Consider the following 23,525-nt stretch of genomic DNA (forward strand, 5'->3'; position numbering starts at 1 on the left):
GGCGGCAGATGATCACCGAGACAGACGAACCCGCCCACTACCGGCGGCGTTGGCTCGGCTGGACCCGCTCGCTCCGAAGGGCCTGGGGGCCGGTCGACGCAGTGGGACGCCAGTTCCATTTCGTGTGGATGGCGCTGAGCGGCATCGGCCATGCGCTCCGGATGCATCGCCGACGGACGGCCGAGATCTTCACCGACCTCGCCTGGGGGAATGGCCGGGCCCTGATCGTCGGTGGCGGAGTCGCGCCGGTGCTCGCGCTGATGGGTGTGGTGTCGGGCGCGATGATCGGGATCATCGGGTTCGAGGTACTCGACATGCTGGGGGTCGGGCCGCTGGCCGGTGCGATGTCGGCGATAGCCAATCCGCGTGAGCTCGCGCCCCTGATCGCCGCGGTCGGCTTCGCGGCCCAGGCCGGTTGCCGGATCACCGCCGAGGTCGGCGCCATGCGGATCTCCGAGGAGATCGACGCGCTCGAGGCACAGGCGATCGACCCCGTGCCGTATGTGGTCTCGACGCGCGTGATCGCGTCGGTGCTCACGGTGATACCGGCCTATCTCATCGCGCTCGCGCTCGGCTTCGCGACCACCCGCCTCACCGTCACCGCTGTCCAGGGGCAGCCGACCGGCGCCTACCAGCACTACTTCGACATGTTCGTCGAACCCTTCGACCTCGCCTACTCGCTGGTGAAGGTCGCGGTGTTCGTCATAGTGGTGACGCTCGTCCACGCCTATCAGGGCTTCTATGCCTCCGGTGGCCCGGAGGGCGTCGGGGTGGCGTCGGGTCGCGCGATCCGCGCCAGCCTCGTGGCCATCACCGTGTGCGACATGGTGCTGACCCTGCTGATGTGGGGCCTCGAATCGTCGATCGACTTCGCGGGGTGAGTGCATGACCAATCATCGGGAGCCGAGTGTCCGCGGTTATCGGATCCGCGGCCTGTGCGTCCTCGCGCTTGTGATGTTGCTCGGAATCGCACTGTGGCAGAAAGTGACCCCGGAGCCCGCCGACGGCGTGCGGTTCGCCCTGGTGGTCGCCGACCTCGGCGACGGTGTCGGGGAGGCCACCCCGGTCCGGTTGCACGGGCTCACGGTGGGTGAGGTCGTCGACCATCGGCCGCACGGGCCCGGACGTCAGCTCGTCACACTCTCGGTGGACGGCGCGCGATTCGGTGAGTTGTCCGACGAGCTCGATGTGCGTTTCATCTCCGGCACCGTGTTCGGTTCGACGGCCGTCGAGCTCGTTCCGTCGGAAACCGGTGTGCCACTGCGCCCGCGAGCGGTCCTCGATCTGGGCAACCGCGCGTCCGACGACACCATCACGACCATCATGCGGGACTCCGGACGACTGATGATCGACGTCGTCAACCGCGATCTCGCGATGTCTCTCGACGCGGGCGCCGAACTCAGCGCGGCGTCGGCCCCGCTGCTCGCCTCCGGACTCGTCGTGTTGCGCACGATGCAGCGAAAGATGAATATGCCGATGGCCGAACTGCTTCCGGCTCTGGCCAACGCATCAGAGGGCACCGCGGCGTTCACCCCGTCGGCCATCGGCATCCTCAACTCACTCGCCTCGGTGGCAGAACTCGACGATCCGACGCAGGTGGAGCTCGCCAACGGCACCATCGTCGAGGTCTCGAACCTGGTGTTCTCCTTCGCCGGCCGCCTCGTGGGTGCTCTCGCGCCGATGTCGGGCCTCATGGATGTGATGCTCGACCTCATCATCCCGCTCAATCAAGGGCTGCAGGGCATCACACCGGGCAAGGTGGAGCGCCTGCTCGACGGCGCGGACGGTGCGCTGCATCGTCGCGGCGGCCGCGTCGACCTCGACACCGAGATCCTGCTGCAGGGGTTCCCCGCCTTCGGACTGCCGCTGGCGTCGATGAAGGGGACACGATGAAGAGCCCACGTCAGGCCGCCATCCGGCTCGCCGTTCTCGGCGTCGCGGCCGCACTGATCGTCACGCTGATCGTCGCGGCCATCCAGCGTCCCGTCGCCGGTGAGACGGTGGACTATCGCGCCACCTTCGGAGATGTCTTCGGCCTCACCCAGAATGCCGATGTCCGGTTGCGCGGCGTCCAGATCGGCAAGGTGACCGGAATCGATCTGACCGACGACGCCCGCGCCGAAGTCGGGTTCCACATCCAGGACGAGCACCGGTTGCGCACCGCGGACAAGTTGTCCATCCGATTCCAGAACCTGACCGGTCAGCGCTACCTCGAGGTCATCCGCGGCGAGGCGACCGCCCCGGAGGTCGCCGACGGCTCGCTCGTCACCAACACTGCGGACTCCTTCGACATCACCACCGTCTTCAACGGCCTGCGCCCGTTGCTCAGCGCGGCGGATCCCGAGGTCTACAACCGACTCGCGACCAATCTGGTGGCACTCATCGACGGCGGCAGCGACGACATGGGGCCGGTGCTCAAGGACATCACGTTGCTTGCCTCCTACGCGAGTGACCGCACCGCGGTGATGGAGACGATCGTCGGCAACCTGGAGCAGATCTCGGTCGAGATCAACGGGCGGTCGGAGAATCTCGCGGCGATCCTCAAGGTGTTCCACTCGATCTTCATGCCGATCGCGACCCGGATGGAGGAGTTCCTGTCGCTCATGGACAAGGGGTCCATCGAGCTCTCGGAGATCCTGCGCGTGACCGATGCGCTCGCGCTGATGGGGCTCGGGGCCCGGAGCACCTCCGACGACGTGAATCAGAAGATCACCGAGGTAATCCCCGACACACGCGCCGCGGTGCGGTCGCTGTCGCTGCTCCCCGGACTGCTCGAGGGCCTGAACAAGGTGATCCCACAGGCGAACCCGGCGCGATCGTGCAGCAACGGGCAGGTCACGATGCCGGTGACCGCCGGCGTCCTGCTGAACGGCCGGCCGCTCACCGTGTGCAAGGGGGACCGATGAGTGACACCCGCAGCAAGACGCTGATCGGCGCGGAGGACGCGTCGTCGAGCTCCCAGATGTGGTGGGCGACCGTCAGTATCGCCGTTGTCGCGATCCTCATCGCGACGACGAGCATTCTGTACCTGAAACCGCCGGGTACGCAGACCTTCCACCTGACACTCAGCGAATCCGGCAACCTGCGGGCCGGGGACGCCGTCCGGGTGGCAGGTGTCCCGGTCGGCAAGATACTCGGACTCGGCCTCCGCGAGGATCACGTCGACGTCGAGTTCTCGGTGAAATCCGAGGTCTTCGTCGGCGACACGACATCGGTGAGTGTACGGATGCTGACCCCGATCGGCGGGCTGTATCTCGCGATGATGCCGTCGGGCACCGAGCCGCTGCGCGAGCCCATCCCGCAGACACGTGCCGACGTGCCGTTCCTCGTCGACGATCTCGTCTCGAACGCGGTCGACGTGACCGACCAGATCGACACCGACGCATTGCGCGACGCGATGTCGGCGTCCTCGGTGGCCCTCGACGACGCGCCGGGAACGGTGCGCAGCACCGTCACCGACATGCAGAAGGTGATCGAACTCTTCGCCCGCCAGAAGAACCAGATCGAGGACCTGCTGTCGCTGTCCAACGAGTACCTCGGCGCCGTGCTCGACAACAAGTCATTGATCACCGAGGTGATCCGGGCCTACGCCGTGCTCGGACCGTCGGCCATCGCATCGGCCGAGGAGACGAAGGTCTTCGCCGACTCCCTCTCGATCCTCGTCGGCGTCATCTTCGACTTCCTGTCGGGCCCGTACCAACAGAAGCTCGAACCCCTTCTGCCGCCGCTCGTCGAGGCGCGGAACGTCGGCCGGGACATGGTCGGTTGGTCGACGCAGGTCGTCGACCAGATGCGACACACGCTGGTGAGCCTGGGCGAGCTGGCCGGCCCCGAGGGCAAGGCGCTGATCGACCAGAGCGGACTCACCACCCGGTTGCCCGACGTCTGCCTGCCCGTGCCCGGACGGACCTGCTGATGGCCACCGCGGACCAGTCGTCCCACGTCTCGGCGACCCGACGGCGCGCCCTGGCCGTCCTCACCATCGTCATCACGGTGGTCGCCGTGTGCAGTGTCGCGTTCACCAGCACCGACACCCGGACCGGAACCGGGATCTGTGCGGCGTTCGAGAACTCGTTCGGCCTGTATCCCGGCGCGGCCGTGACCATCCGCGGAATACAGGTCGGAACGGTCGACTCGGTGACGCCGCGCGGCACCTCCGTCCAGGTCGACATGTCCATCGACGACCGGCCTCTCGGTGGCGACGTCGGCGCGGCGATCGTGAACTCGTCGATCCTCACCGACCGACGCGTCGAGCTCGTGAACACCGAAGAACGGAGCGGCACAGCAGAGTTCGACGGCACGTGCATTCCGGAATCGCGTACGGCCGAGCCCATCAGCGTTCCGGATGCGCTGGCATCGTTCTCCCGGTTCTTCACCGAGATCACCACCGCCGACGAGTCGGGCCGACTACCTCTGCAGGTTTTGCTCGAAGGTGCGGACCGCGAGATCGGCGGCCTCGGACCCACGATCAACCGACAGCTACGGTCGTTGGGCCAGATGATGGAATCGCCGGACACCTTCATGAGGCAGTTCGGCACGCTCATCGAGAACAGTGCAGAGCTCACCGAGTTCGTCGACGCCGACTGGGACAACGTCTCCACCACCATCACAACGCTCGGGCCGGGCCTGTCGCTGATCGAGTACCTGCTCGGACTGGTCAAGACCATCGTCGAGAAGCTCGCCGACGCCATCGGCCCTCTCGACCGGCTGTTCAACGAGAACTTCCCGCTCGTCATGGATGCGCTCAACGCGTCCGTACCGATCGTGAAGCTGGTGCGCACCAGAGCAGAGGAATCCCCGGAGCTGCTCCGCACGATCCCCGGCGTCCTCACCATGCTCCACACGATGATCGAACGCCCGGGGCGCGGAATCGGCGTCGACTATCGTGCACCCACTGCGCAGCTGCGAAGCCCCGACGCTGAGCGGATGTGCGCTGCGCTCAACAAGATCCCGGGGAGCCGATGTGAGGTGGCGTCGTCGCAGATGATCGCCGTGCCGCTACCGCAGTTGCTTCTCGACGACCTGACGGGACATCGACGATGATCCACGGCCTCATCTCGCCGCGTCGTCGCCTGACGGCGTGGCTCGGGCTGCTCCTGGCCGCAGTCCTGACGTGCGTCGGCTGCTCGTTCAATCCGGGGAACCACGCCATGCCGGGTACCGGTGTCGGCGGTCCGACGTACCGCCTCGACCTCGAGTTCACCTCCCTGCTCAGTCTTCCCGCCGGCGCCGAGGTGCGCAGCAACGGTGCGAAGGTCGGTTCGATGCAATCGATCACGCTCCGCGACGCGTTCGTGATCGCGCACGTCGAGGTCAGCGAGGACGTCGAGTTGCCCTATGGGACAAGGGCGGAACTACGACAGACGTCGATGCTCGGCGACATCTACATCGCCCTGATCCCGCCGGCCGTGGTGGGGCCGGACAATCTCGGCGACGGCGATGTCATCTCCCTCGCCGACACCGACCCGGGACCGCAGATCGAAGATGTGCTGGCGAGGATGGCCGACTTCGTCAACGCCGGCAGCGTGACCCGCCTGCAGGATGCGATCGCCGGCCTCAACGCCGCGCTGCCCTCCGACGTCGCCGAACTCCGGGGATTGTCCGAATTCGGTTCGGCCGCACTGCACGAGTCCGCTGACAACCGCGACGCAATCGGTCGCACCATCGAGGCCGCAGACCAGCTGAGTGGTCGCCTCGACGCGATGCGTGGCGATCTCGGATTCATCTTCTCCGATCGCGCCCGCAGCCGGATGGAACGAGTGCCGCAGTTCATGACTGCCGTCCTCAACGTCGTGATCGACGTCAACACGCTGACCACCGGCCTGGAGTGGCTCATCCCGCGGCTTCCCCACCTGCGGGCCAATCTCGAGCTGATCGCCCCGCTCATCCGGGAACCCTCCGCGAGTCCACACCACCTCAACGGCAACGCGGCCACGGTGGTGTCCTTGACCACGAACAAGCTTATTCCGTTTCTGTTGGGGCCCAACGTGAACATCGACCGGGTCAGCATCGCTGAGCAGGACGTCAGCGCGAACGCGTTCATGTTGCTCAAGATGGTGGGGGCGGTCCGATGAGTCGAATCCCGGGGTGGGCCTCGGCCGTGGCGCTGATCGTCACGACAGTGCTCGGGGTCGGCTACCTTGTCGTCGACGTGCTCGCGGTCGATCCGATGGAGAAGAAGACGAGCATCACCGTCGATCTGACCGACTCCGCCGGCCTGACAACCGGTTCCGACGTTGTCTATCGCGGTGTGAACATCGGACAGGTCGACGAGGTCACCGGACGTGAAGGTGGCGTCCGGGTCCGCCTCTCCTATTCGGCGAACCACCGCGTGCCCGTGGAGACCGACCTCGAGGTCGAACAGCTGTCATCACTCGGCGAATCTGTGTTCGCGTTCATGCCCACCACCGATGCGGGTCCCTTCCTGACGAACGACGCCCATCTCACGCAGACCGTCGAGGTGCCGACCTCGGTCGCGCAGTTGCTCGGTGACACCTCGGCGATGCTCGAGCAGGTCGAACCGCAGCGGGTGACACGGCTGATCGACACTTTCTCGCAGGCGGTCACGGGCATCGAGTCCACGGTGACCCCGGCGGTGCGTCGCGCTGCCGATCTGTTGCTGCTGACCCTCACGTCGAGACAGGGTCATCTCGACGCACTGACCGACCACCTGACCGAGATACTCTCCAAGATAGATGAACTGAAGCCGGCGATGTTGGCGGCGCCGCCGCAGCTCGACGCGTTCGGGGAATCGTTGGGGGTCTCGTACGAGTACCTGTTCCTCGCCTCCCGCGAGCTCCGGGGGAGCGAGATCATGAGCTCGTGGCGCGACGAGCAGACGCAACTCGTCGAGGTGCTCGAGAAGTTGTCGCCCGACCTGCTCGCGCTCGGCGGCATACTGCGCCCGATCTCCAAGGCGACCGGACCGCTGATCGGCATGATCGACCTCGCCGACCTGATCGACAGCGCTCTGCATTCCCTGCCCGGTGACCGGCTCCGCGTCGAACTCACCGCCCCGGGCGGACAACCGTGAACCCCAGCCTCTCAAGGAGTCGAGCATGAGCCAGCACGAGAACCCCAGCGTCGAGGACACCACCGGCGAGAAGGACGCCGACACCGACACCGGTGGACCGGCAGTGGCCGTGGACGACACACGCGAGGTACCCGAACGGGCCGCGAAACCCGCGAAAACCAAGGCGCCGAAGGTCAAGTCGCCGGGGTCGACGTCGACGAAGGGCGGCTCGGCCAAGGGCGGGAAGAAGGGCGGGAAGGCGAAGAAGAAGGGTTCGGGTGACGCGCCGCGGGCGAGCGCCCGGACGCGTGGACCGTTCGCCGTGCTCAGTGCCGTCGCGGCAATCGCGACCATTCTCGCTGTCGTGTTCGGAACTCTCTGGGCCACCGATGGTTCCGACGACGAGCTGGCGGTGCTGACATCGACGATCGCCACCGAGGCGGAGGCCGAGCGGGTGGCCGGTGACTATGCACTGAACGTGTCGAAGGTCGACTACTCCGACATCGACGCGTGGCGCGGGGCCTTGCAGACCGGGGTGACCCAACAGCTCAAGGAGAAGATGAGCACCGCCGTCGACGTGGTCGCACCGCTGCTGACCCAGATGCAGTACGTCTCCACGGCCGAGAAGCTGGCCGCAACCGTCGCTCATACCGACGGAAATCGGTACGTGGTGCGGGTTTTCGTCGACATGGACTCCAAGAGCAGGCAGACCCCGGACGGTGTCACGGCGACTGCCAGCTACACCATCACCCTCGACAAGGCAGGCGACTGGACGATCACCGATGTCGGCGGCCTGGGCGCCGGGCTACCCGGACAGGGCGAGGAGGCGCCCGCCGGCGGCAACTGAGCCGCCGGCGAATCCCTGAGGTGCGAACGCAGCGGCGGCCCATGCTCCTGAGGTGCGAGCGCAGCGGACTTTCTGCTCCCTGAGGTGCCAGCGCAGCGGACTTTCTGCTCCCTGAGGTGCGAGCGCAGCGGACTTTCTGCTCCCTGAGGTGCGAGCGCAGCGAGCCTCGAAGGGTCAGCGCCAGCCGAGCGCCGGCGCGACGTGCGTCAGGATCGACTCGAGCACATGCGCGTTGTAGTCCACACCCAGTTGATTCGGCACCGTCAGCAGCAGGGTGTCGGCCGCGGCGATCGCCTCGTCCTCACGTAGTTGCTCGATCAGCTTGTCCGGCTCATCGGCGTAGCTGCGGCCGAACCGGGCCACGCTGTTGTCGATGACACCGACCTGGTCCGACTCGGCGACGCCGCGGCCGAAGTAGGCGCGGTCGCGGTCGTCGACGATGGCGAAGATGCTGCGGCTCACCGACACTCGCGGCTCACGCGGGTGCCCGGCGTCGGCCCAGGCCTTGCGGAAGCGCTGGATCTGTTCGGCCTGCAACTGGTGGAAGGGCACGCCGGTGTCCTCGGTCAGCAGCGTCGAACTCATCAGGTTCATGCCCTGCTGCGCGGTCCACTCAGCCGTTGCCCGGCTCCCGGCACCCCACCAGATGCGATCCCGGAGACCGGGCGACTGCGGCTCGATGGGCAGCAGGCCGGGCGGATTGGGGAACATCGGCCGAGGATTGGGCGTCGCGAAACCCCCGCCCTCGATGACGCGTAGGAACACCTCGGTGTGCTGGCGGGCCATGTCGGCGTCGGTCTCGCCGTCGGGCGGGACGTAACCGAAGTACTTGTACCCGTCGATGACCTGCTCTGGCGATCCACGGCTGATGCCGAGCTGGAGCCTGCCCTCGGAGATGAGATCGGCGGCGCCGGCGTCCTCGGCCATGTACAGCGGATTCTCGTACCGCATGTCGATGACCCCGGTGCCGATCTCGATCCGGCTGGTCTTCGCGGCGATTGCGGCCAGCAGCGGGAACGGCGAGGCGAGCTGTCGGGCGAAGTGGTGGACCCGGAAGTACGCGCCGTCGGCGCCGAGTTCCTCGGCGGCCACCGCCAGGTCGATCGACTGGAGCAAAGTGTCGGCCCCGGACCGCACCTGGGACCCGTGGGCGTCCGACCAGTGGCCGAACGAGAGGAAACCGATGTTCTTCATGACCCTCTAAATGAAACTCCGGTCCGTTTTGTTCCCGCGACCCCGCGACCCCGCGGCCGTTCGGCGGATCGGACCAGATCAGCCGAACGGCGGCGGTTCGAGGAAGGTGGGGTCAGGGCGCCCAGGTGCCCGGGGCGGTCTCGTCGTCGGCGGCCGGCACCGAGACGACCCGGTAGGCGCGGTTCACCGCCGAGACGACTGCACGCAGGCTCGCGGTGGTGATGGACGAGGCGATCCCGACACCCCACACCGTCTCGCCGTTGACCTCGGTCTCCACGTACGCCGCGGCGCTCGCGTCGCCGCCCGCGGTCAGCGCGTGCTCGCTGTAATCGAGCACCCGGACCTCGTAACCGACGGTGCCAAGCGCGTCGACGAACGCCGCCAAGGGTCCGTTGCCCGAGCCGGAGATCTCGCGCTCGTTGCCCTCGACCTTCACCACCGCGGTGATGTGGTCGTCGCCGCCGTCGACCTCCGCGGCGTCGACCTTCTGACGGATGCGCTCCAGCGGCCAGATCGGATGCAGGTAGTTCTCCGCGAAGACGTCCCACATCTCCTTCGGATTGACCTCGCCACCCTCGCCGTCGGTGATCTTCTGGATCTCGCGGCTGAACTCGATCTGCAGACGACGCGGCAGGTTCATGCCGTGGTCGGCCTTCATGATGTAGGCGACGCCACCCTTGCCGGACTGGCTGTTCACCCGGATGACCGCTTCGTAGTTGCGGCCCACGTCCTTGGGGTCGATCGGCAGATACGGGACGGCCCAGGTGATGTCGTCGACGTCGGAATCGGCGTCGTCGGCGTCGACCTTCATCTGGTCGAGGCCCTTGTTGATGGCGTCCTGATGGCTGCCCGAGAAGGCCGTGTAGACCAGGTCTCCGCCGTAGGGATGGCGCTCGGGGACGTTCAGCTGGTTGCAGTACTCGACCGTCCGGCGGATCTCGTCGATGTCGGAGAAGCTGATCTGCGGGTCGACCCCGCGGCTGAACATGTTCATGCCGAGGGTGACCAGACAGACGTTGCCGGTGCGCTCGCCGTTGCCGAACAGGCATCCCTCGATGCGGTCGGCGCCCGCCTGGTAGCCGAGTTCGGCTGCGGCGACGGCGGTTCCGCGGTCGTTGTGCGGATGCAGGCTCAGGATGACCGAGTCGCGCCGGGCGAGGTTGCGGTGCATCCACTCGATCGAGTCGGCGTAGACGTTGGGAGTCGCCATCTCGACGGTCGCCGGCAGGTTGAGGATCATCGGCCGCTCGGGTGTGGGGGCGATGATCTCGGTGACCGCGTCGCACACCTCCTTGGCGAAGCTCAGCTCGGTACCGGTGTACGACTCGGGGGAGTACTCGTAGCGCCAGTTGGTGTCGGGGTAGTTCTGCTGCACCTCGAGCACCTTGTGTGCGGCGTCGGTGGCGATCTTGGTGATCGCCGCCTTGTCCGCGCGGAACACGACGCGCCGCTGCAGGACCGACGTCGAGTTGTAGAAGTGCACGATGACGTTGGCGGCACCGCGGCAGGCGTCGAAGGTGCGCTCGATCAGCTCGTCGCGACACTGGGTCAGGACCTGGATCGTCACGTCGTCGGGGATGGCGCCGTCCTCGATGATCTCGCGGACGAAGTCGTAGTCGGTCTGACTCGCGGACGGGAAGCCGACCTCGATCTCCTTGTAACCCATCCGGACCAGAAGATCGAACATGCGGCGCTTGCGTGCCGGGCTCATCGGGTCGATCAGTGCTTGGTTGCCGTCGCGCAGGTCGACCGCGCACCACATCGGGGCGGTGGTGATGACCTTGTCGGGCCAGGTGCGGTCGGGAACCGACACATTCTCGACCTCATCGGCGAACTGGCGGTATCGGTGAACCGGCATCGCCGAACTGCGTTGCGGATTCCATACGGGCTGTCCGGCGGGAATCGGGCCCGCGGGCTCGACGATTCGGCTGGCGCCGGAAGTGAAGCTGTCTGCTGGTGCCATGGTGGTCATTCTCCGTGTCTGGAAGGAAAGTGACCGGCGCGTGATTGGGCCCCGCGACGGAGGGCCGGTCGGTTCAGACCCCGCCGCGGCAACCGAGGAGGAGTGCGCGCTGCATGCGCCTGACTGTACTCCCCGGCGACGAAGTGACCAAAGCTGCAGGTGAGACCCCAGATCGGCTCCCCCCTCTTCGGGGGGTGCCGCCCCAGCTGCCCGCATTCCAGACTATGACATGCCTCTCAGTCGGCAGCGTGAGTGACGTAATTCATCCATGCGGCCGACGGGGCGCCCGGGTGAGTTGTCGTCCGGGATAGCGCGCCGCCCACGCGGCCGTCTGCAGAAAGGGACGAACGCCAGTGACGACCATCCCCGCCGAGCCCCCGGTGACCGACCCGCCGGAGGGCAAGCGCACAAGCCTTCGACGAGTGGCCGCCGCGAGCTCCATCGGTACGACCATCGAGTTCTACGACTTCTTCATCTACGGCACCGCCGCCGCGCTGGTGTTCCCGACGGTGTTCTTCCCGTCCGCCGACGAGGTCACCGGGACGATCGCCTCCTTCGCGACCTTCGCCGTGGCCTTCTTCGCCCGCCCGGTCGGCGCCATGCTCTTCGGTCACTTCGGCGACCGGATCGGCCGCAAGCGCACCCTGGTGTGGACCCTGCTGATCATGGGACTGGCGACGGTCGCGATCGGACTTCTGCCCGGTTACGAGACCGGTGTGTTCGGCTTCGCCGAATCCGGCATCGGTATCGCGGCCCCCATCCTCCTCGTGTTCCTGCGGTTCCTGCAGGGCTTCGCCGTCGGCGGGGAATGGGCGGGCGCAACGCTTCTCACCGCCGAATACGCCCCGCCGGGCAAGCGTGGGCTGTACGCGATGTTCCCTCAGCTCGGCCCGGCCTTCGCGTTCTTCCTCTCGAGCCTGACCTTCCTCATCGCGAGCCTGACCCTCGGCGAGACCAGTTCGGCCTTCCTCGATTACGGCTGGCGGATCCCCTTCATCCTCTCGTTCGCGCTGGTGGCTGTCGGGTTGTGGGTTAGGCTCGCGGTCGCCGAGACCCCGGTGTTCCGGGAGGCGCAGCAGCGCAAGGCGACCGGCGCCGCCACGACCGACGGCCCCGCCCTGCCGTTCCTGGACGCGTTCCGGCACCAGTGGCGCGAGATCCTCATCGCCGGCGGTGCGCTGGCGAGCCTGTTCTCGCTGTTCTACATGGGTACCGCGTTCCTCACGAACTACGGCACCAAGTCGCTGGAGCTGTCGCGGACGTTCGTGCTGACCGCCGGGATGGGTGCGGCCGTGGTGTTCGGTCTGTCGACCGCGGCTTCGGCGGTGTGGTCGGACCGCGTGGGGCGTCGCCGGGTCATCCTCACCTCGTGTGCCATCGCGATTCCGTGGACGCTGGTGCTGTTCCCGATCCTCGAGATCGGCGGCGGCCTGGCATTCGTCGTCGGGCTCCTCGGCACGCTGCTCATCTTCGGCATCGCCTACGGGCCTGCCGGTGCGCTCCTGCCCGAACTGTTCGAGGCGCGGTACCGCTACACCGGTGCGGGAATGGGCTACAACCTGGCCGGCATCCTCGGTGGGGCGATCCCGCCGCTGATCGCCGCCCCGTTGATCGCCGGTCCCGGTGCCATCTGGGTGGGCGTCCTGCTCGCCGGTCTGTCGGCGCTCAGCGTGGTCTGCACGATCATGATCGTCGAGACGAAGGACAAGACCATGCGTGCGTCGGCAACCGACGACGACCAGGTCTTGGTCGCGTAAACGTCTTGGTTGCGTAAACGACTGTCACCCAACGCATACGCACTCCGCCCCCGAGCCGAACGGCTCGGGGGCGGAGTGTTGTGGGACGAGGGTCGGCGGACTCAGGGGGTGTAGCGCAACCAGTCGACGGTCATCGTCGCCGGACTCGGGGTCGTCGACGACGGAGGGCCGGGCCAGATCCCGCCGACGGCCACGTTGAGCAATGCGTACATCGGCTTGTCGAAGACCCATCGTTCATCGCCGGTGAGGGAGGACTTGTTGATCGTGTGGACCGCGTTCCCGTCGATGGTGAAGCGGATCTGCGACGACGTCTTGGTCACGGCATAGACGTGGAAGTCGCCGGGGTCGATGCCGGTGAGGTCGTGGCCCCGCTCCCAGCGGCCGGCGAGGGGGCCCGGCAGCGGGAGTCCGGGCAGCAGGTCGGTGAGTGAGATGTCGAGCGACCCGGTGGCGGTCCCCAGGGCCGTGGGGCCGTGCACACCCACGTGCACCCAGTCGGAAGTGTTGATCGTCTCCGCGACGTCGATTTCGCCGGCCGCCGGGTATCCGACCGAATCGATGTCGGCACCGAGCAACCAGAACGCCGGGTGCAGTCCACGTCCCTGCGGCAGGGAGAGGCGCGCCGAGATCGTCCCGTAGGTGAACTCGAAGCTGTCCTTGGTGGTCAGCCGGGCCGAGGTCCAGCCGCCGGTCGCAGCGCGGCGTGCCTCGATGAGGAGGTTGCCGTTGCCGTCCAGTCGCGAGTTGAGGCGGTCGGCGGTGTAGTTCTGCACCTCGTTGTTGCCCCAGCCGCCGGCGCCGGTCTCGTGCTGCAGCGCCGACGGCAAGGTGCCGGCCGCGCCGTTGAACTCGAGGCTGAAGGGCTCATCGGCGTGGGCGGTCGCCGGCACGGACAGTGCCGCAGCGGCCGACAGTGCCGTGACGGCGGCGACGGGAGCGAGGAGCGCTCCCAATCGGCGGAGCATTCCTCGTCGAGGAGGTGTGACAGTCATGCAGAAGAAGTACCACAAGTCACTCCTGTCCCATATGCCTCGTTCGTCACATCCGCCGGTCAGGTGTCCGCGAAGTCCGGGAACGCGGCATGACCCCAATGGTCGGCGAAGGCGACCTCTTCGAGGGGGAGTCGGGTGCGTGGCTTCTCGTCGCGGGCGCGGATGTCCTCGGGGAGCGACGCCGCGTCGGCGGCGAGCACTCCGATGCCGAGCAACACCAGCGGCCGTCGGCCGGCCGGAATCCCGAAAGCGTCTCGGGCGGCCTCGGCGTCGAACCCGGCCATCGGATGAGCGTTGAAACCGAGTGCCTCGGCCTGCAGGATCATCTGGGCGACGGCGAGTCCGCAGTCGACCGCCCCGTAGGTATGGGCCTTCGCGTCGTCGGGGTCATCGGTGGTGCAGACCAGGACCAGCGCCGCCGACCGCGGCGCCCACCCCGAGTTGCCCCGGGTCAGGACGCCGCCGAGGGCGGCGAAGGTGGGGTCGTCACGCAGGCCGACGATGAACCGCACCGGTTGCACTCGGCCCCAGGTGGGTGCCCAGCGACCAGCGTCGACGATGGTGGTGAGGTCCTCGACGGAGACGGTGGCAGACGGGTCGTAGCCGCGCGCGCTCCAGCGTCCCGAGATCAGTTCGTGCATCCGCCCGAGGGTAGTGGCGCGCGGCCGTCCCGGTCCGCGGTCAGGGCTCGGTACGTCCCACGCCGACGGGACCGGTCGCCGGGAGCGAAGCGAGCGGGACCGGATCAGCACCGTCGGGCAGCTGCACGTCGGCGACCTCGGCCTGCGGATCGGTCGGCTCGTCGCGCATCACGACGAGCAGGATCGTCCCCAGGACGAGCAGGGCGAGACCGCTCGCGAGCGATGCGGCATGCATGCCGTCGACGAACGACTGCTTCGCCGCCGTGGCCAGACCCTCGCCGGCCGGACCCATGTCGGACGAGCGGTGCAGCGTCTCGCCGAGGGTGTCGCCGAACGCCCAGCCGCGATCGCCGTCCCGGAACACCAGGGTGGCCAGCGATCCGAGAAGCGCCAGACCCATCGCGGTGCCGAGTTCGAAACTCGTCTCCGAGATACCGGATGCGGCGCCCGATCGTTCCGGGGGCACCGAACCGACGACCACGACGGAGACCAGGCTGAACTGGATGCCGTAACCGATGCCCGCGATCGTCGTGCACAGGATGTACACCCAGACCGGAGACGAGGTGCCGAGGGTCAGCATGCCGAGGTTGCCCGCCGCCGCGAGGCCGACGGAACCGACGAAGGCCAACCGGGTGCCCAGGAAGGCGGCGACCCTGGTCGCCCCGATCGAGAACACCGCCACCGCGACGGCCATCGGGAGGCCGGCGATGGCCGCGGCCAGGACGTCGTGGCCCATGACCGACTGGAGATAGACGCCGGTCAGGTAGGACATGCCGCCGAGGGCCATCATGCCGATCAGCGCGACGGCGACCGCGCCGCTGAACTGCGCGTTGCCGAACAGTTTGAGGTCGAGGAGGGGGGACGCGATTCGCCGCTGGTGCAGCAGGAACGCGATGAGCAGAGCCGCACCCACCACGCCCGCGACGACCACGGCGGTCGAGGCGCCGTCGCTCGCCACCGTCTTGACCGCGTAGACCAGCGGGAGGATGCCGGCCATCGAGAGCACGACGCCGAGGACGTCGAAGGGATCGGTGGTCGCAGCCCGGTACTCCGGGATCAGGCGCGGGCCGAAGACGAAGAGCAGGACGAGCACCGGAACGTTGATGAGGAAGACCACGCCCCACCAGAAGTGGTGCAGCAGAACACCGCCGATGACCGGGCCCACCGCGCTTCCGCCGGCGAACGCCGCGGTCCACACGCCGATCGCGCGACCGCGCTCGCGGGCGTCCGGGAACATGTTGGCGATGAGCGACAGGCTCGACGGCAGCAGGGTCGCGCCGCCGATGCCCATCAGGGCGCGCGCCGCGATCAGGATGCCGGCCGTGGGAGCGAAGGCCGCGATGACCGAGGCGACGCCGAAGAGGCCGGCGCCGGCGAGCAGGATGCGACGACGCCCCACGCGGTCGCCGACGTTGCCCATCGTGATGAGCAGTCCGGCGATGAGGAACCCATAGATGTCGAGAATCCACAGCTGCTGGGCCGCGGACGGCGCGAGCGCGTCGGTGATCGACGGAATGGCGAGGTACAGCACCGAGACGTCCATCGAGACCAGGAACACCGGGAGGGTGAGCACGGCCAGTCCCAGCCACGTTCGTCGGTCGGCGGCACCCGGGGTCGGGTGGAGCCGGTTCGACGGGTCGAGCTGGGCGGACATCATTTCCTCCTTCGCGGCAGACGACAGCTACCTACGCGTACGGTGTACGCGGGTCAGCGTACGGGGATGAGTACGCTGTACGCAATCGCTTTATTCCCGCTCTGAGCAGGAGGAACCCGAAAGTGACGTCCGACACCTCGAAGCTGTCGCCCGCGACGATCGTGAACGCCGCGATCGCCGTCGCCGATGACGACGGCATCGGCTCGCTGTCGATGCGGCGGGTTGCCGAGAAACTCGGGGTCGGTGCGATGTCGCTCTATCGCCACGTCGCGGACAAGGACGCGCTGCTGCAGGCGATGTCGACCGAGGTGGGACGTCGGTTCCCGTACCCGGTGGACACCGCGCCCGGGTGGCGCGCCCGGGTCGAGGTGGCCGTCGACGTCGACTGGGAGCTCTACACGCGGCACCCATGGGTCGTCCTCGCCTACTCGTCTCCCCGGCACAGCTATGGCGAGGATTCGCTGGCGTGCCTCGATTGGCTCGCGGCCGGGTTCCTGGAACTCGGCGTCGGCATCGAACGCGCGACCGACATGGCGCTGTCGGTCTGGAGTTTCGTCCACGGTGTGGCGCTGGTTGCGGTGAGCGACCAACTGCTGCACGACGACTCGCTGCTCCCGTCCGCCGGACTCGCCGAGGTGATCTCGGGAGAGTCCGAGGTCGAGGTCCCGTCGCACCTCGCCCGTCTGGCCGGGCGGCCCGATGCCGGCCGGCTCCTCGATCCCCGCGCGCGGCTCGACGCCGGGATCGACTACCTCTGCCGGGGATTCGCGGCGTCTGCGGTGTGAGTCCCGGCCCTCGATACGAGAGGGCCCCAGAACCTCAGGGGCAAGGGGGTCACATGGCGTGGGGGAACACGGTGAGCATGTGCGCGCCGAACCACGAGCTGCCCACCACGACCGGCACGACGATCAGGCCGGCGACGACCGGTCGCATCCGGGCGAGCGCCATCGCCAGCGGGATCAGCAGGACGAACGCGGGCAGGAGCAGCCGCGGCCTGCTCATCATCAGCCCGCTCGACAGCACGATCTGCGCGACCAGCAGCGAGCCGTAGAGCAGGACCGGCCACGGCATCCGTGACCACACCGCGACGCCGAGCATCGCCAGCGTGCTCAAGACGATCCACGCGGTCGCCACCGGTGCGATCTCGGCCGAGTGCACGAGCATCTCGTTGACGAACCGGAAAGCGGCCTCACCCCAGTCGAACTGGGTGTCCCACCCCTCGGTCTGGATTCGGAACCATCCGGTCGGTGATCCGGTGTGCGCCCACACCACGCAGAGGTATGCGAGATAGCCGAGGGGGCTGATCAGGATGGCGACGATCGCGCGGACCCGTGCCCCTCGGGAGACGGTGGTTCGGCGTGCCTGCCACAGGAAGACGACGGCCGCGAGCATCACGACCCCGATCAGGACCGCCGCCGTCGGCCGGCACAACCCGCAGATCGCGGCCACGACGCCGGCGAGGAGCCAGCGCTTCTCGAGGACCCCGACCAGCGCCCACACCGCGAGCGCGCAGAACAGCGCCTCGGTGTAGGCCATGTTCAGCACGATCGACATCGGCGTCGCCGCGAACAGCGCCACCAGGAAGAGTCCGGTGCCCCGCTCGGGGGCCGGGCCGACCGGTGACCGGCGGGCCATGCGTCGCGCGCACACCATGCCCAGGCGTGCCGCGCCGACCGCGGCCACACAACCCAGGAGCAGGTTCACCGTGAGGGCGGCACCGAACGGGCTCAGCCCGGGCAACTTCGCGATCAACCCGACGAGGTACGGATATCCCGGGAAGAAGGCGTAGGCCGTGTCGACGGTGTGCAGCCCCCGTGCGTCGGTGAGGGCGTAGGGCACGCCGTCGTAACCGTGGGTCGCGATCGCGATCATCCACTGCCCGTCCCACACCGTCAGGGAGTCGCCGAGCGTGGTCCCGCGGAGGTCGGCGAATCGGGCCAGGACCAGGATGCCGATCGCCCGGATGACGAGGAAGACGAGCAGCGCGTCGAGCCACCAGCGATGTCTGCGGAGGCCGGCGGGCGACGAGCCGACCGGACCGAAGAACACCGAGGTCAGCGTCCGCAGTCGACGACCCGCGTCGGACCGGCTCCCGGTCCGGCCGTCGGCGCCGCTTCCGGTATCGCCGACGTCGGTAGGGGAGGCCACCCGAGCGATCCTAGGGCGGATCGGATCGTCCGGGTGCCGATGGGTGGCGCGGAGACCAGGTCAGGCCGTCGGGCGTGGTCCCGGTAAGGTTGTCCCGGCAAGTTGACGTCTATGGTCCGGCCGACGCGGCCGGCAGGAGGTAACTCGACGTGGCCCTCGTGGTGCAGAAGTACGGCGGATCCTCGGTCGCAACGGCCGAACGCATCCGTCGCGTCGCCGAGCGGATCGTCGAGACCAAGAAGCAGGGCAACGACGTCGTCGTGGTCGTGTCCGCGATGGGCGACACCACCGATGAGCTGCTCGACCTCGCCCAGCAGGTCAATCCTGCGCCGCCGGCGCGCGAGATGGACATGCTGTTGACCTCGGGTGAGCGGATCTCGAACTCGCTCGTGGCCATGGCCATCAGCTCGATGGGCGCCCAGGCGCAGTCGTTCACCGGCTCGCAGGCCGGCGTGATCACGACGAGCAGCCACGGCAAGGCCAAGATCATCGACGTGACCCCCGGCCGAGTCCGCAGCGCCCTCGACGAGGGCAAGATCGTGCTGGTCGCCGGTTTCCAGGGTGTCTCGCAGGACACCAAAGACGTCACCACACTGGGACGCGGCGGCTCGGACACCACTGCGGTCGCGCTCGCCGCGGCGCTCGAAGCGGATGTCTGCGAGATCTACACCGACGTCGACGGCGTCTACTCCGCGGACCCGCGCATCGTGCCCGACGCCCGCCGGCTGGACACCGTCAGTTTCGAGGAGATGCTCGAACTGGCCGCCTGCGGTGCCAAAGTGCTGATGCTGCGCTGCGTCGAATACGCCCGTCGCTACAACGTTCCCGTTCACGTGCGCTCGTCGTACTCGACCAAACCCGGCACCGTGGTGACCGGATCGATGGAGGACATTCCCGTGGAAGAAGCCATTCTCACCGGCGTCGCACATGATCGCAGCGAGGCCAAGATCACCGTCGTCGGGCTCGACGACAAGCCCGGTTACGCCGCGCGGGTCTTCCGTGCCGTCGCCGACGCCGAGATCAACATCGACATGGTGCTCCAGAACGTCTCGAAGATCGACACCGGCAAGACCGACATCACGTTCACCCTGCCGCGCGAGCTCGGACCGCTCGGTGTCGAGAAGCTCACCAGGCTGCAGCAGGAGATCGGCTTCACCGATCTGCTCTACGACGATCACATCGGCAAGGTCTCGCTGGTGGGTGCGGGCATGAAGTCGCATCCCGGCGTCACCGCCACGTTCTGTGAGGCGCTCAGTGAGGCCGGCGTCAACATCGAGTTGATCTCCACGTCGGAGATCCGTATCTCGGTGCTGTGCCGCGACACCGAACTCGACGACGCGGTGCGCGCCCTGCACGCCGCATTCGACCTCGGCGGCGAAGAAGAAGCCGTCGTCTACGCCGGAACGGGGCGATAGCCATGGGTGTTCGTATCGGAGTCGTGGGTGCGACCGGTCAGGTCGGTGCCGTCATGCGAACCCTGTTGGCCCAGCGCAACTTCCCGGCCGACGAGGTGCGGTTCTTCGCGTCGTCGCGTTCGGCAGGCAAGACGCTGCCGTGGGGCGACGGCGAGATCGTCGTCGAGGACGCCTCGACCGCCGACCCGTCGGGTCTGGACATCGCGCTGTTCTCCGCGGGGGCCACGATGTCCCGCGAGCAGGCGCCGCGTTTCGCCGCGGCCGGCGTGACCGTCATCGACAACTCGTCGGCGTGGCGCAAGGATCCCGATGTGCCGCTGGTGGTCTCGGAGGTCAACGGCGAGCTGGCGAAGAACCCGCCCAAGGGGATCATCGCCAACCCCAACTGCACCACCATGGCCGCGATGCCGGTCCTCAAGCCGCTGCACGACGAGGCCGGCCTCCAGCGACTGATCGTCTCGAGCTACCAGGCTGTCTCGGGCAGTGGCCTGGCCGGTGTCGAGGAACTCGCCGGTCAGGTGCGTGCTGTTGCCGGTGAGGCCGAGAAGCTGGTCCACGACGGATCTGCTGTCGAGTTCCCGGCGCCGAACAAGTACGTCGCGCCGATCGCCTTCAACGTGCTGCCCCTCGCCGGGTCGCTCGTCGACGACGGTTCGGGTGAGACCGACGAGGATCAGAAGCTGCGCAACGAGTCTCGCAAGATCTTGGGCCTCCCAGAGCTGCTCGTGAGCGGCACCTGCGTGCGGGTGCCGGTGTTCACTGGACACTCGCTGTCGATCAACGCCGAGTTCGCGAGTCCGCTGTCGGTGGCGCGCGCCCAGGAGATCCTCGGCGCGGCCGCCGGTGTCGAGCTCGCCGACGTGCCGACGCCACTGGCGGCCGCGGGCAACGACGCGTCGCTCGTGGGCCGGATCCGCCAGGACCCGGGTGTTCCCGAAGGTCGCGGACTCGCGCTCTTCATCTCGGGGGACAACCTCCGAAAAGGCGCTGCGCTCAACACCATCCAGATCGCCGAACTGCTGGTCTGAGCGGTCCCACCCGAGCGGCCTTCGTGGCTCGCTGCGCTCGCACCTCAGGCAGCAAAGGGGTGGCTCGCTGCGCTCGCACCTCAGGCAGCTAAGGGGTCTCTTCGGAGACAGCTGCCGCCGCCTCGGTGATGATCGCCCGCATCGACGCCTCCGCGACCTCCGGGTCGCGGAGGCGTATTGCTCTGGCCACGTCGTCGTGCAGTGCGATGGCGGCCGGGTTGGGGGTCGCCGGCATCATCCCGTGATGGGTGCGTCCGGCCAGGACCTCGTTCACCACGCCGGTGAGTGACCGGAACATCTCGTTGCCGCTCGCCTCGAGCAGTGTCCGGTGGAAGACCTTGTCGGCCAACAGGTATGACTCGAGGTCGCCGGTGCGGCCATGCACCGACATGTCCGACACCGCCGCGGCGAGGATGCGGCACTGGTGTTCGTTCGCGCGTTCCGCGGCCAGCGCTGCCGCCACCGGTTCGAAACCACGCCGCAACTCCGACAGTGTCGCCAGGAACTCGGCGCGCTCACCGCCGTCGAGCCGCCACCGGATCAGCCGTGCGTCGAACACGCTCCAGCGCGTCCGCGGTTGGATGGTGATGCCGACGCGCCGCCTCGACTCGACCAGACCCATCGACTCCAGTACCCGGATCACCTCACGGGACACTGTCCGGGAGACGCCGTGTTCGGCGCTGATGGAGTCGAGGGTCAGCACGCTGCCGGCCGGCTGTGCTCCGGACACGATTCGTCTGCCGATCGCCGCAAGGATCTCCTCGTGCCGTTCGGGTGCGCTTCGTGTGCCCTGACTCACCGTTACATCTTCTCATTAGTCGAGGTCCGGCCGAATGTGCGTACTTAATGGCAGGACGTGCCTGCAAAAGTATGACTATTGAGGCAGCCTACGTGATCAGCAGCACAATGTCGTGAGGAGTGAACATGCGATCACCGATTGTCGTCATGGGGGTGTCGGGGTCCGGGAAGTCGACGGTCGGAGCAGCGCTGGCGCAGCGTTTGCGCGTGCCGTTCGCCGACGCCGACGACTTCCACCCGGCGGAGAACATCGCCAAGATGTCGGCCGGACAACCGCTCGACGACGACGATCGCGGCCCCTGGCTCGAATCGATCGGGGTCTGGCTGGCCGAGCACGAGAGCGGTGGCGTCATGAGCTGTTCCGCACTCAAGCGCGACTACCGGAACCGCCTCCGCGAGCACGCGCCGGCGACACTGTTCGCCCACCTGGCCGGCTCGGTCGACGTCATCTCGCGACGGCAGGCGTCGCGGCCCGGGCACTTCATGCCCCCGGCACTGCTCGCCTCGCAGTTCGAGACCCTGGAGCCGCTGACCGCGGACGAACGCGGGTTCACCGTCGACGTCGACCAGAGTGTGGACGCCATCGTCGACGAACTGGTCGCGTCCCTGCCCGACACGCACGTTGACGGCGAGGAGAGCTGACGATGTCGACGACGACCACGATCCTCGCCGCCGGTGCGGACCTACCCGAACCCGTTGCCCCCGGTTGGCAACTCATTCTCGCGGCGCTGGCCGGCATCGCCGTCATCGTCGTCGCGATCACGATCGCGAAGGTCCACCCCTTCCTCGCGCTCGTCGGCGGCGGTGCGACGGTCGGCATCGTCGCGGGTGAGTCCATCCCGACGGTCCTCGAGTCGTTCACCGCCGGATTCGGCACCACCGCAGCGGGTGTCGGCATCCTGATCGCACTCGGTGCCATGTTTGCCAAACTCCTGGCGGACTCCGGCGGGGCCGACGAGATCGTCGACACGATCGTCGGTCATGCGTCACCGCGGATGCTGCCGTGGGCGATGGCCCTCGTCGGCGCCATCATCGGGCTGCCGATGTTCTTCGAGATCGGTCTCGTCCTTCTGATGCCGGTGATCTACCTGGTGGCCCGACGATCGGGACTCGGTCTGATCCCGATCGGCATTCCCGCGCTGGCCGGGCTCTCGGCGATGCACGGTTTCGTCCCGCCGCACCCGGGCCCGCTGGTGGCGATCGACGCTCTCGGCGCCGACCTGGGCATGACCCTCGGACTCGGTGTGCTGGTGGCCATTCCGACCATCATCGTGTCCGGACCGCTGTTCGGTGTGCTCGCCGGGAAATGGGTGACGGTCGACGCCCCGACGACCTTCGACGTCGATCCGGCAGACGGCCCGACGACGAAGCGGCCGTCTTTCGCGATCACCATGTTCAGCGTCCTGCTGCCCGTCGTGCTGATGCTGGGCAAAGCCATCGCCGAGATCTTCATCGCCGACGAGGACCAGCCCCTGCGCAAGGTGCTCGACATCCTCGGCACCCCGCTGATCGCGCTGCTGATCGCCGTGATCGTCGCGATGTTCACCCTCGGCCGTGGGTCCGGGATGGACCGCGAGACGATCTCGAAGTGCACGGGTGCGGCACTGCCCGCCATCGCGGGAATCCTGCTGATCGTCTCGGCCGGTGGCGGATTCAAGGAGGTGCTCGTCGACACGGGCATCGGCACCCTGCTGGCGGACTGGGCGACCGGTGCGAACGTCTCCGTCCTCCTGCTCGCCTGGACCCTCGCGGCACTGATCCGCCTCGCGACCGGTTCGGCGACGGTTGCCACCATCACCGCGTCGTCGTTGATCCTCGGACTGGTCGACGGTATGGGTTCGGGAGAGCTCTCCCTGGTCGTCCTGGCGATCGGTGCCGGCTCGGTGTTCCTGTCGCACGTCAACGATGCCGGCTTCTGGTTGGTGAAGGAGTACTTCGGGATGACCGTCGGCCAGACCTTCAAGACCTGGTCGATGATGGAGACCGTCCTGTCGGTGACCGGACTGATCGTGGTACTCGCTCTCGGCCTGGTCATCTGACGTCAACCTTCGCCGATCGTCGCGGCCTCCGGCCGGA

The 23,525-nt window shown here is 67.7% G+C and carries 21 protein-coding genes; 14 read left to right on the top strand and 7 right to left on the bottom strand.

The annotated features are described in order from the left end of the window. Positions 1-8 precede the first annotated feature (8 nt). From BCM27_RS02415 to BCM27_RS02450, 8 genes are read left to right on the top strand one after another with little or no spacing between them, the layout of a single operon-like run. Positions 9-881 carry an ABC transporter permease gene (locus tag BCM27_RS02415; RefSeq protein ID WP_004021605.1) on the top strand — a complete coding sequence of 291 codons (873 nt, stop codon included), beginning with the start codon at positions 9-11 and terminating at the stop codon, positions 879-881. Positions 882-885: 4 nt separating this feature from the next. Further along, positions 886-1,893: an MlaD family protein gene (locus BCM27_RS02420; protein ID WP_004021606.1), complete on the top strand. Its 1,008-nt coding sequence runs from the start codon at positions 886-888 to the stop codon at positions 1,891-1,893. Then, positions 1,890-2,906 (top strand): MlaD family protein, encoded by a 1,017-nt coding sequence (locus tag BCM27_RS02425; protein WP_004021607.1) that lies wholly within the window; start codon positions 1,890-1,892, stop codon positions 2,904-2,906. Before BCM27_RS02420 ends, BCM27_RS02425 begins: the two co-directional genes overlap by 4 nt. Further along, complete coding sequence (locus tag BCM27_RS02430; RefSeq protein ID WP_004021609.1) at positions 2,903-3,916, top strand: MlaD family protein; 1,014 nt, start codon at positions 2,903-2,905, stop codon at positions 3,914-3,916. Before BCM27_RS02425 ends, BCM27_RS02430 begins: the two co-directional genes overlap by 4 nt. Further along, positions 3,916-5,043 (top strand): MlaD family protein, encoded by a 1,128-nt coding sequence (locus BCM27_RS02435; protein ID WP_004021611.1) that lies wholly within the window; start codon positions 3,916-3,918, stop codon positions 5,041-5,043. Before BCM27_RS02430 ends, BCM27_RS02435 begins: the two co-directional genes overlap by 1 nt. Next, entirely contained in the window at positions 5,040-6,074 is a 1,035-nt protein-coding gene (locus BCM27_RS02440; protein WP_004021612.1) for an MlaD family protein, read from the top strand. Before BCM27_RS02435 ends, BCM27_RS02440 begins: the two co-directional genes overlap by 4 nt. Next, on the top strand, positions 6,071-7,033 hold the full coding sequence (locus BCM27_RS02445) for an MlaD family protein (protein WP_004021613.1): 963 nt from the start codon (positions 6,071-6,073) through the stop codon (positions 7,031-7,033). Before BCM27_RS02440 ends, BCM27_RS02445 begins: the two co-directional genes overlap by 4 nt. A 25-nt stretch (positions 7,034-7,058) precedes the next feature. Beyond that, the gene (locus BCM27_RS02450) at positions 7,059-7,859 is read left to right on the top strand and encodes a hypothetical protein (protein WP_004021614.1); all 801 of its coding nucleotides are present in this window, start codon (positions 7,059-7,061) and stop codon (positions 7,857-7,859) included. 174 nt (positions 7,860-8,033) lie between these two features. Here the strand turns inward: BCM27_RS02450 and BCM27_RS02455 are convergent, their stop codons facing one another. Continuing rightward, a complete protein-coding gene (locus tag BCM27_RS02455) occupies positions 8,034-9,053 on the bottom strand; it encodes an LLM class flavin-dependent oxidoreductase (protein WP_004021615.1) in 1,020 nt (339 codons plus the stop codon). A 112-nt stretch (positions 9,054-9,165) separates the two neighbouring features. After that, positions 9,166-11,016, bottom strand: coding sequence for a 2-isopropylmalate synthase (leuA, locus tag BCM27_RS02460; protein WP_004021616.1), 1,851 nt, complete (start codon positions 11,014-11,016; stop codon positions 9,166-9,168). 353 nt (positions 11,017-11,369) lie between these two features. On the opposite strand from leuA, the gene BCM27_RS02465 reads away from it, so the two are divergent. After that, positions 11,370-12,773, top strand: a complete 1,404-nt coding sequence (locus tag BCM27_RS02465; RefSeq protein WP_004021617.1) for an MFS transporter — start codon at positions 11,370-11,372, stop codon at positions 12,771-12,773. A gap of 101 nt (positions 12,774-12,874) precedes the next feature. Here BCM27_RS02465 and BCM27_RS02470 read toward each other — a convergent pair whose 3' ends face one another. The 3 genes from BCM27_RS02470 to BCM27_RS02480 all read right to left on the bottom strand — a co-directional run bounded on the left by BCM27_RS02470 (position 12,875) and on the right by BCM27_RS02480 (position 16,060). Further along, on the bottom strand, positions 12,875-13,738 hold the full coding sequence (locus tag BCM27_RS02470; RefSeq protein WP_239450647.1) for a glycoside hydrolase family 16 protein: 864 nt from the start codon (positions 13,736-13,738) through the stop codon (positions 12,875-12,877). A gap of 86 nt (positions 13,739-13,824) precedes the next feature. After that, positions 13,825-14,406, bottom strand: a complete 582-nt coding sequence (locus BCM27_RS02475; protein WP_004021619.1) for a nitroreductase family protein — start codon at positions 14,404-14,406, stop codon at positions 13,825-13,827. 40 nt (positions 14,407-14,446) lie between these two features. Then, positions 14,447-16,060 (bottom strand): MFS transporter, encoded by a 1,614-nt coding sequence (locus tag BCM27_RS02480; protein WP_004021620.1) that lies wholly within the window; start codon positions 16,058-16,060, stop codon positions 14,447-14,449. A gap of 122 nt (positions 16,061-16,182) precedes the next feature. On the opposite strand from BCM27_RS02480, the gene BCM27_RS02485 reads away from it, so the two are divergent. After that, positions 16,183-16,845 carry a TetR/AcrR family transcriptional regulator gene (locus BCM27_RS02485; protein WP_004021621.1) on the top strand — a complete coding sequence of 221 codons (663 nt, stop codon included), beginning with the start codon at positions 16,183-16,185 and terminating at the stop codon, positions 16,843-16,845. 49 nt (positions 16,846-16,894) lie between these two features. Here BCM27_RS02485 and BCM27_RS02490 read toward each other — a convergent pair whose 3' ends face one another. Continuing rightward, on the bottom strand, positions 16,895-18,208 hold the full coding sequence (locus tag BCM27_RS02490) for a hypothetical protein (RefSeq protein ID WP_004021622.1): 1,314 nt from the start codon (positions 18,206-18,208) through the stop codon (positions 16,895-16,897). 149 nt (positions 18,209-18,357) lie between these two features. Here BCM27_RS02490 and BCM27_RS02495 point away from each other — a divergent pair, with 149 nt between their 5' ends. Further along, the gene (locus BCM27_RS02495) at positions 18,358-19,623 is read left to right on the top strand and encodes an aspartate kinase (RefSeq protein ID WP_004021623.1); all 1,266 of its coding nucleotides are present in this window, start codon (positions 18,358-18,360) and stop codon (positions 19,621-19,623) included. Positions 19,624-19,625: 2 nt separating this feature from the next. Continuing rightward, positions 19,626-20,651: an aspartate-semialdehyde dehydrogenase gene (locus BCM27_RS02500; RefSeq protein ID WP_004021624.1), complete on the top strand. Its 1,026-nt coding sequence runs from the start codon at positions 19,626-19,628 to the stop codon at positions 20,649-20,651. An 88-nt stretch (positions 20,652-20,739) separates the two neighbouring features. Here the strand turns inward: BCM27_RS02500 and BCM27_RS02505 are convergent, their stop codons facing one another. After that, positions 20,740-21,450, bottom strand: a complete 711-nt coding sequence (locus BCM27_RS02505) for a FadR/GntR family transcriptional regulator (RefSeq protein ID WP_004021625.1) — start codon at positions 21,448-21,450, stop codon at positions 20,740-20,742. Between the two features lie 125 nt (positions 21,451-21,575). Here BCM27_RS02505 and BCM27_RS02510 point away from each other — a divergent pair, with 125 nt between their 5' ends. Together BCM27_RS02510 and BCM27_RS02515 are read left to right on the top strand one after the other, a co-directional pair. Continuing rightward, the gene (locus BCM27_RS02510) at positions 21,576-22,091 is read left to right on the top strand and encodes a gluconokinase (RefSeq protein ID WP_004021626.1); all 516 of its coding nucleotides are present in this window, start codon (positions 21,576-21,578) and stop codon (positions 22,089-22,091) included. Between the two features lie 2 nt (positions 22,092-22,093). After that, positions 22,094-23,488: a GntP family permease gene (locus BCM27_RS02515; protein ID WP_004021627.1), complete on the top strand. Its 1,395-nt coding sequence runs from the start codon at positions 22,094-22,096 to the stop codon at positions 23,486-23,488. Positions 23,489-23,525: the final 37 nt, after the last annotated feature.

Source organism: Gordonia terrae, from assembly GCF_001698225.1.
GTDB classification, from domain to species: Bacteria; Actinomycetota; Actinomycetes; order Mycobacteriales; family Mycobacteriaceae; genus Gordonia; species Gordonia terrae.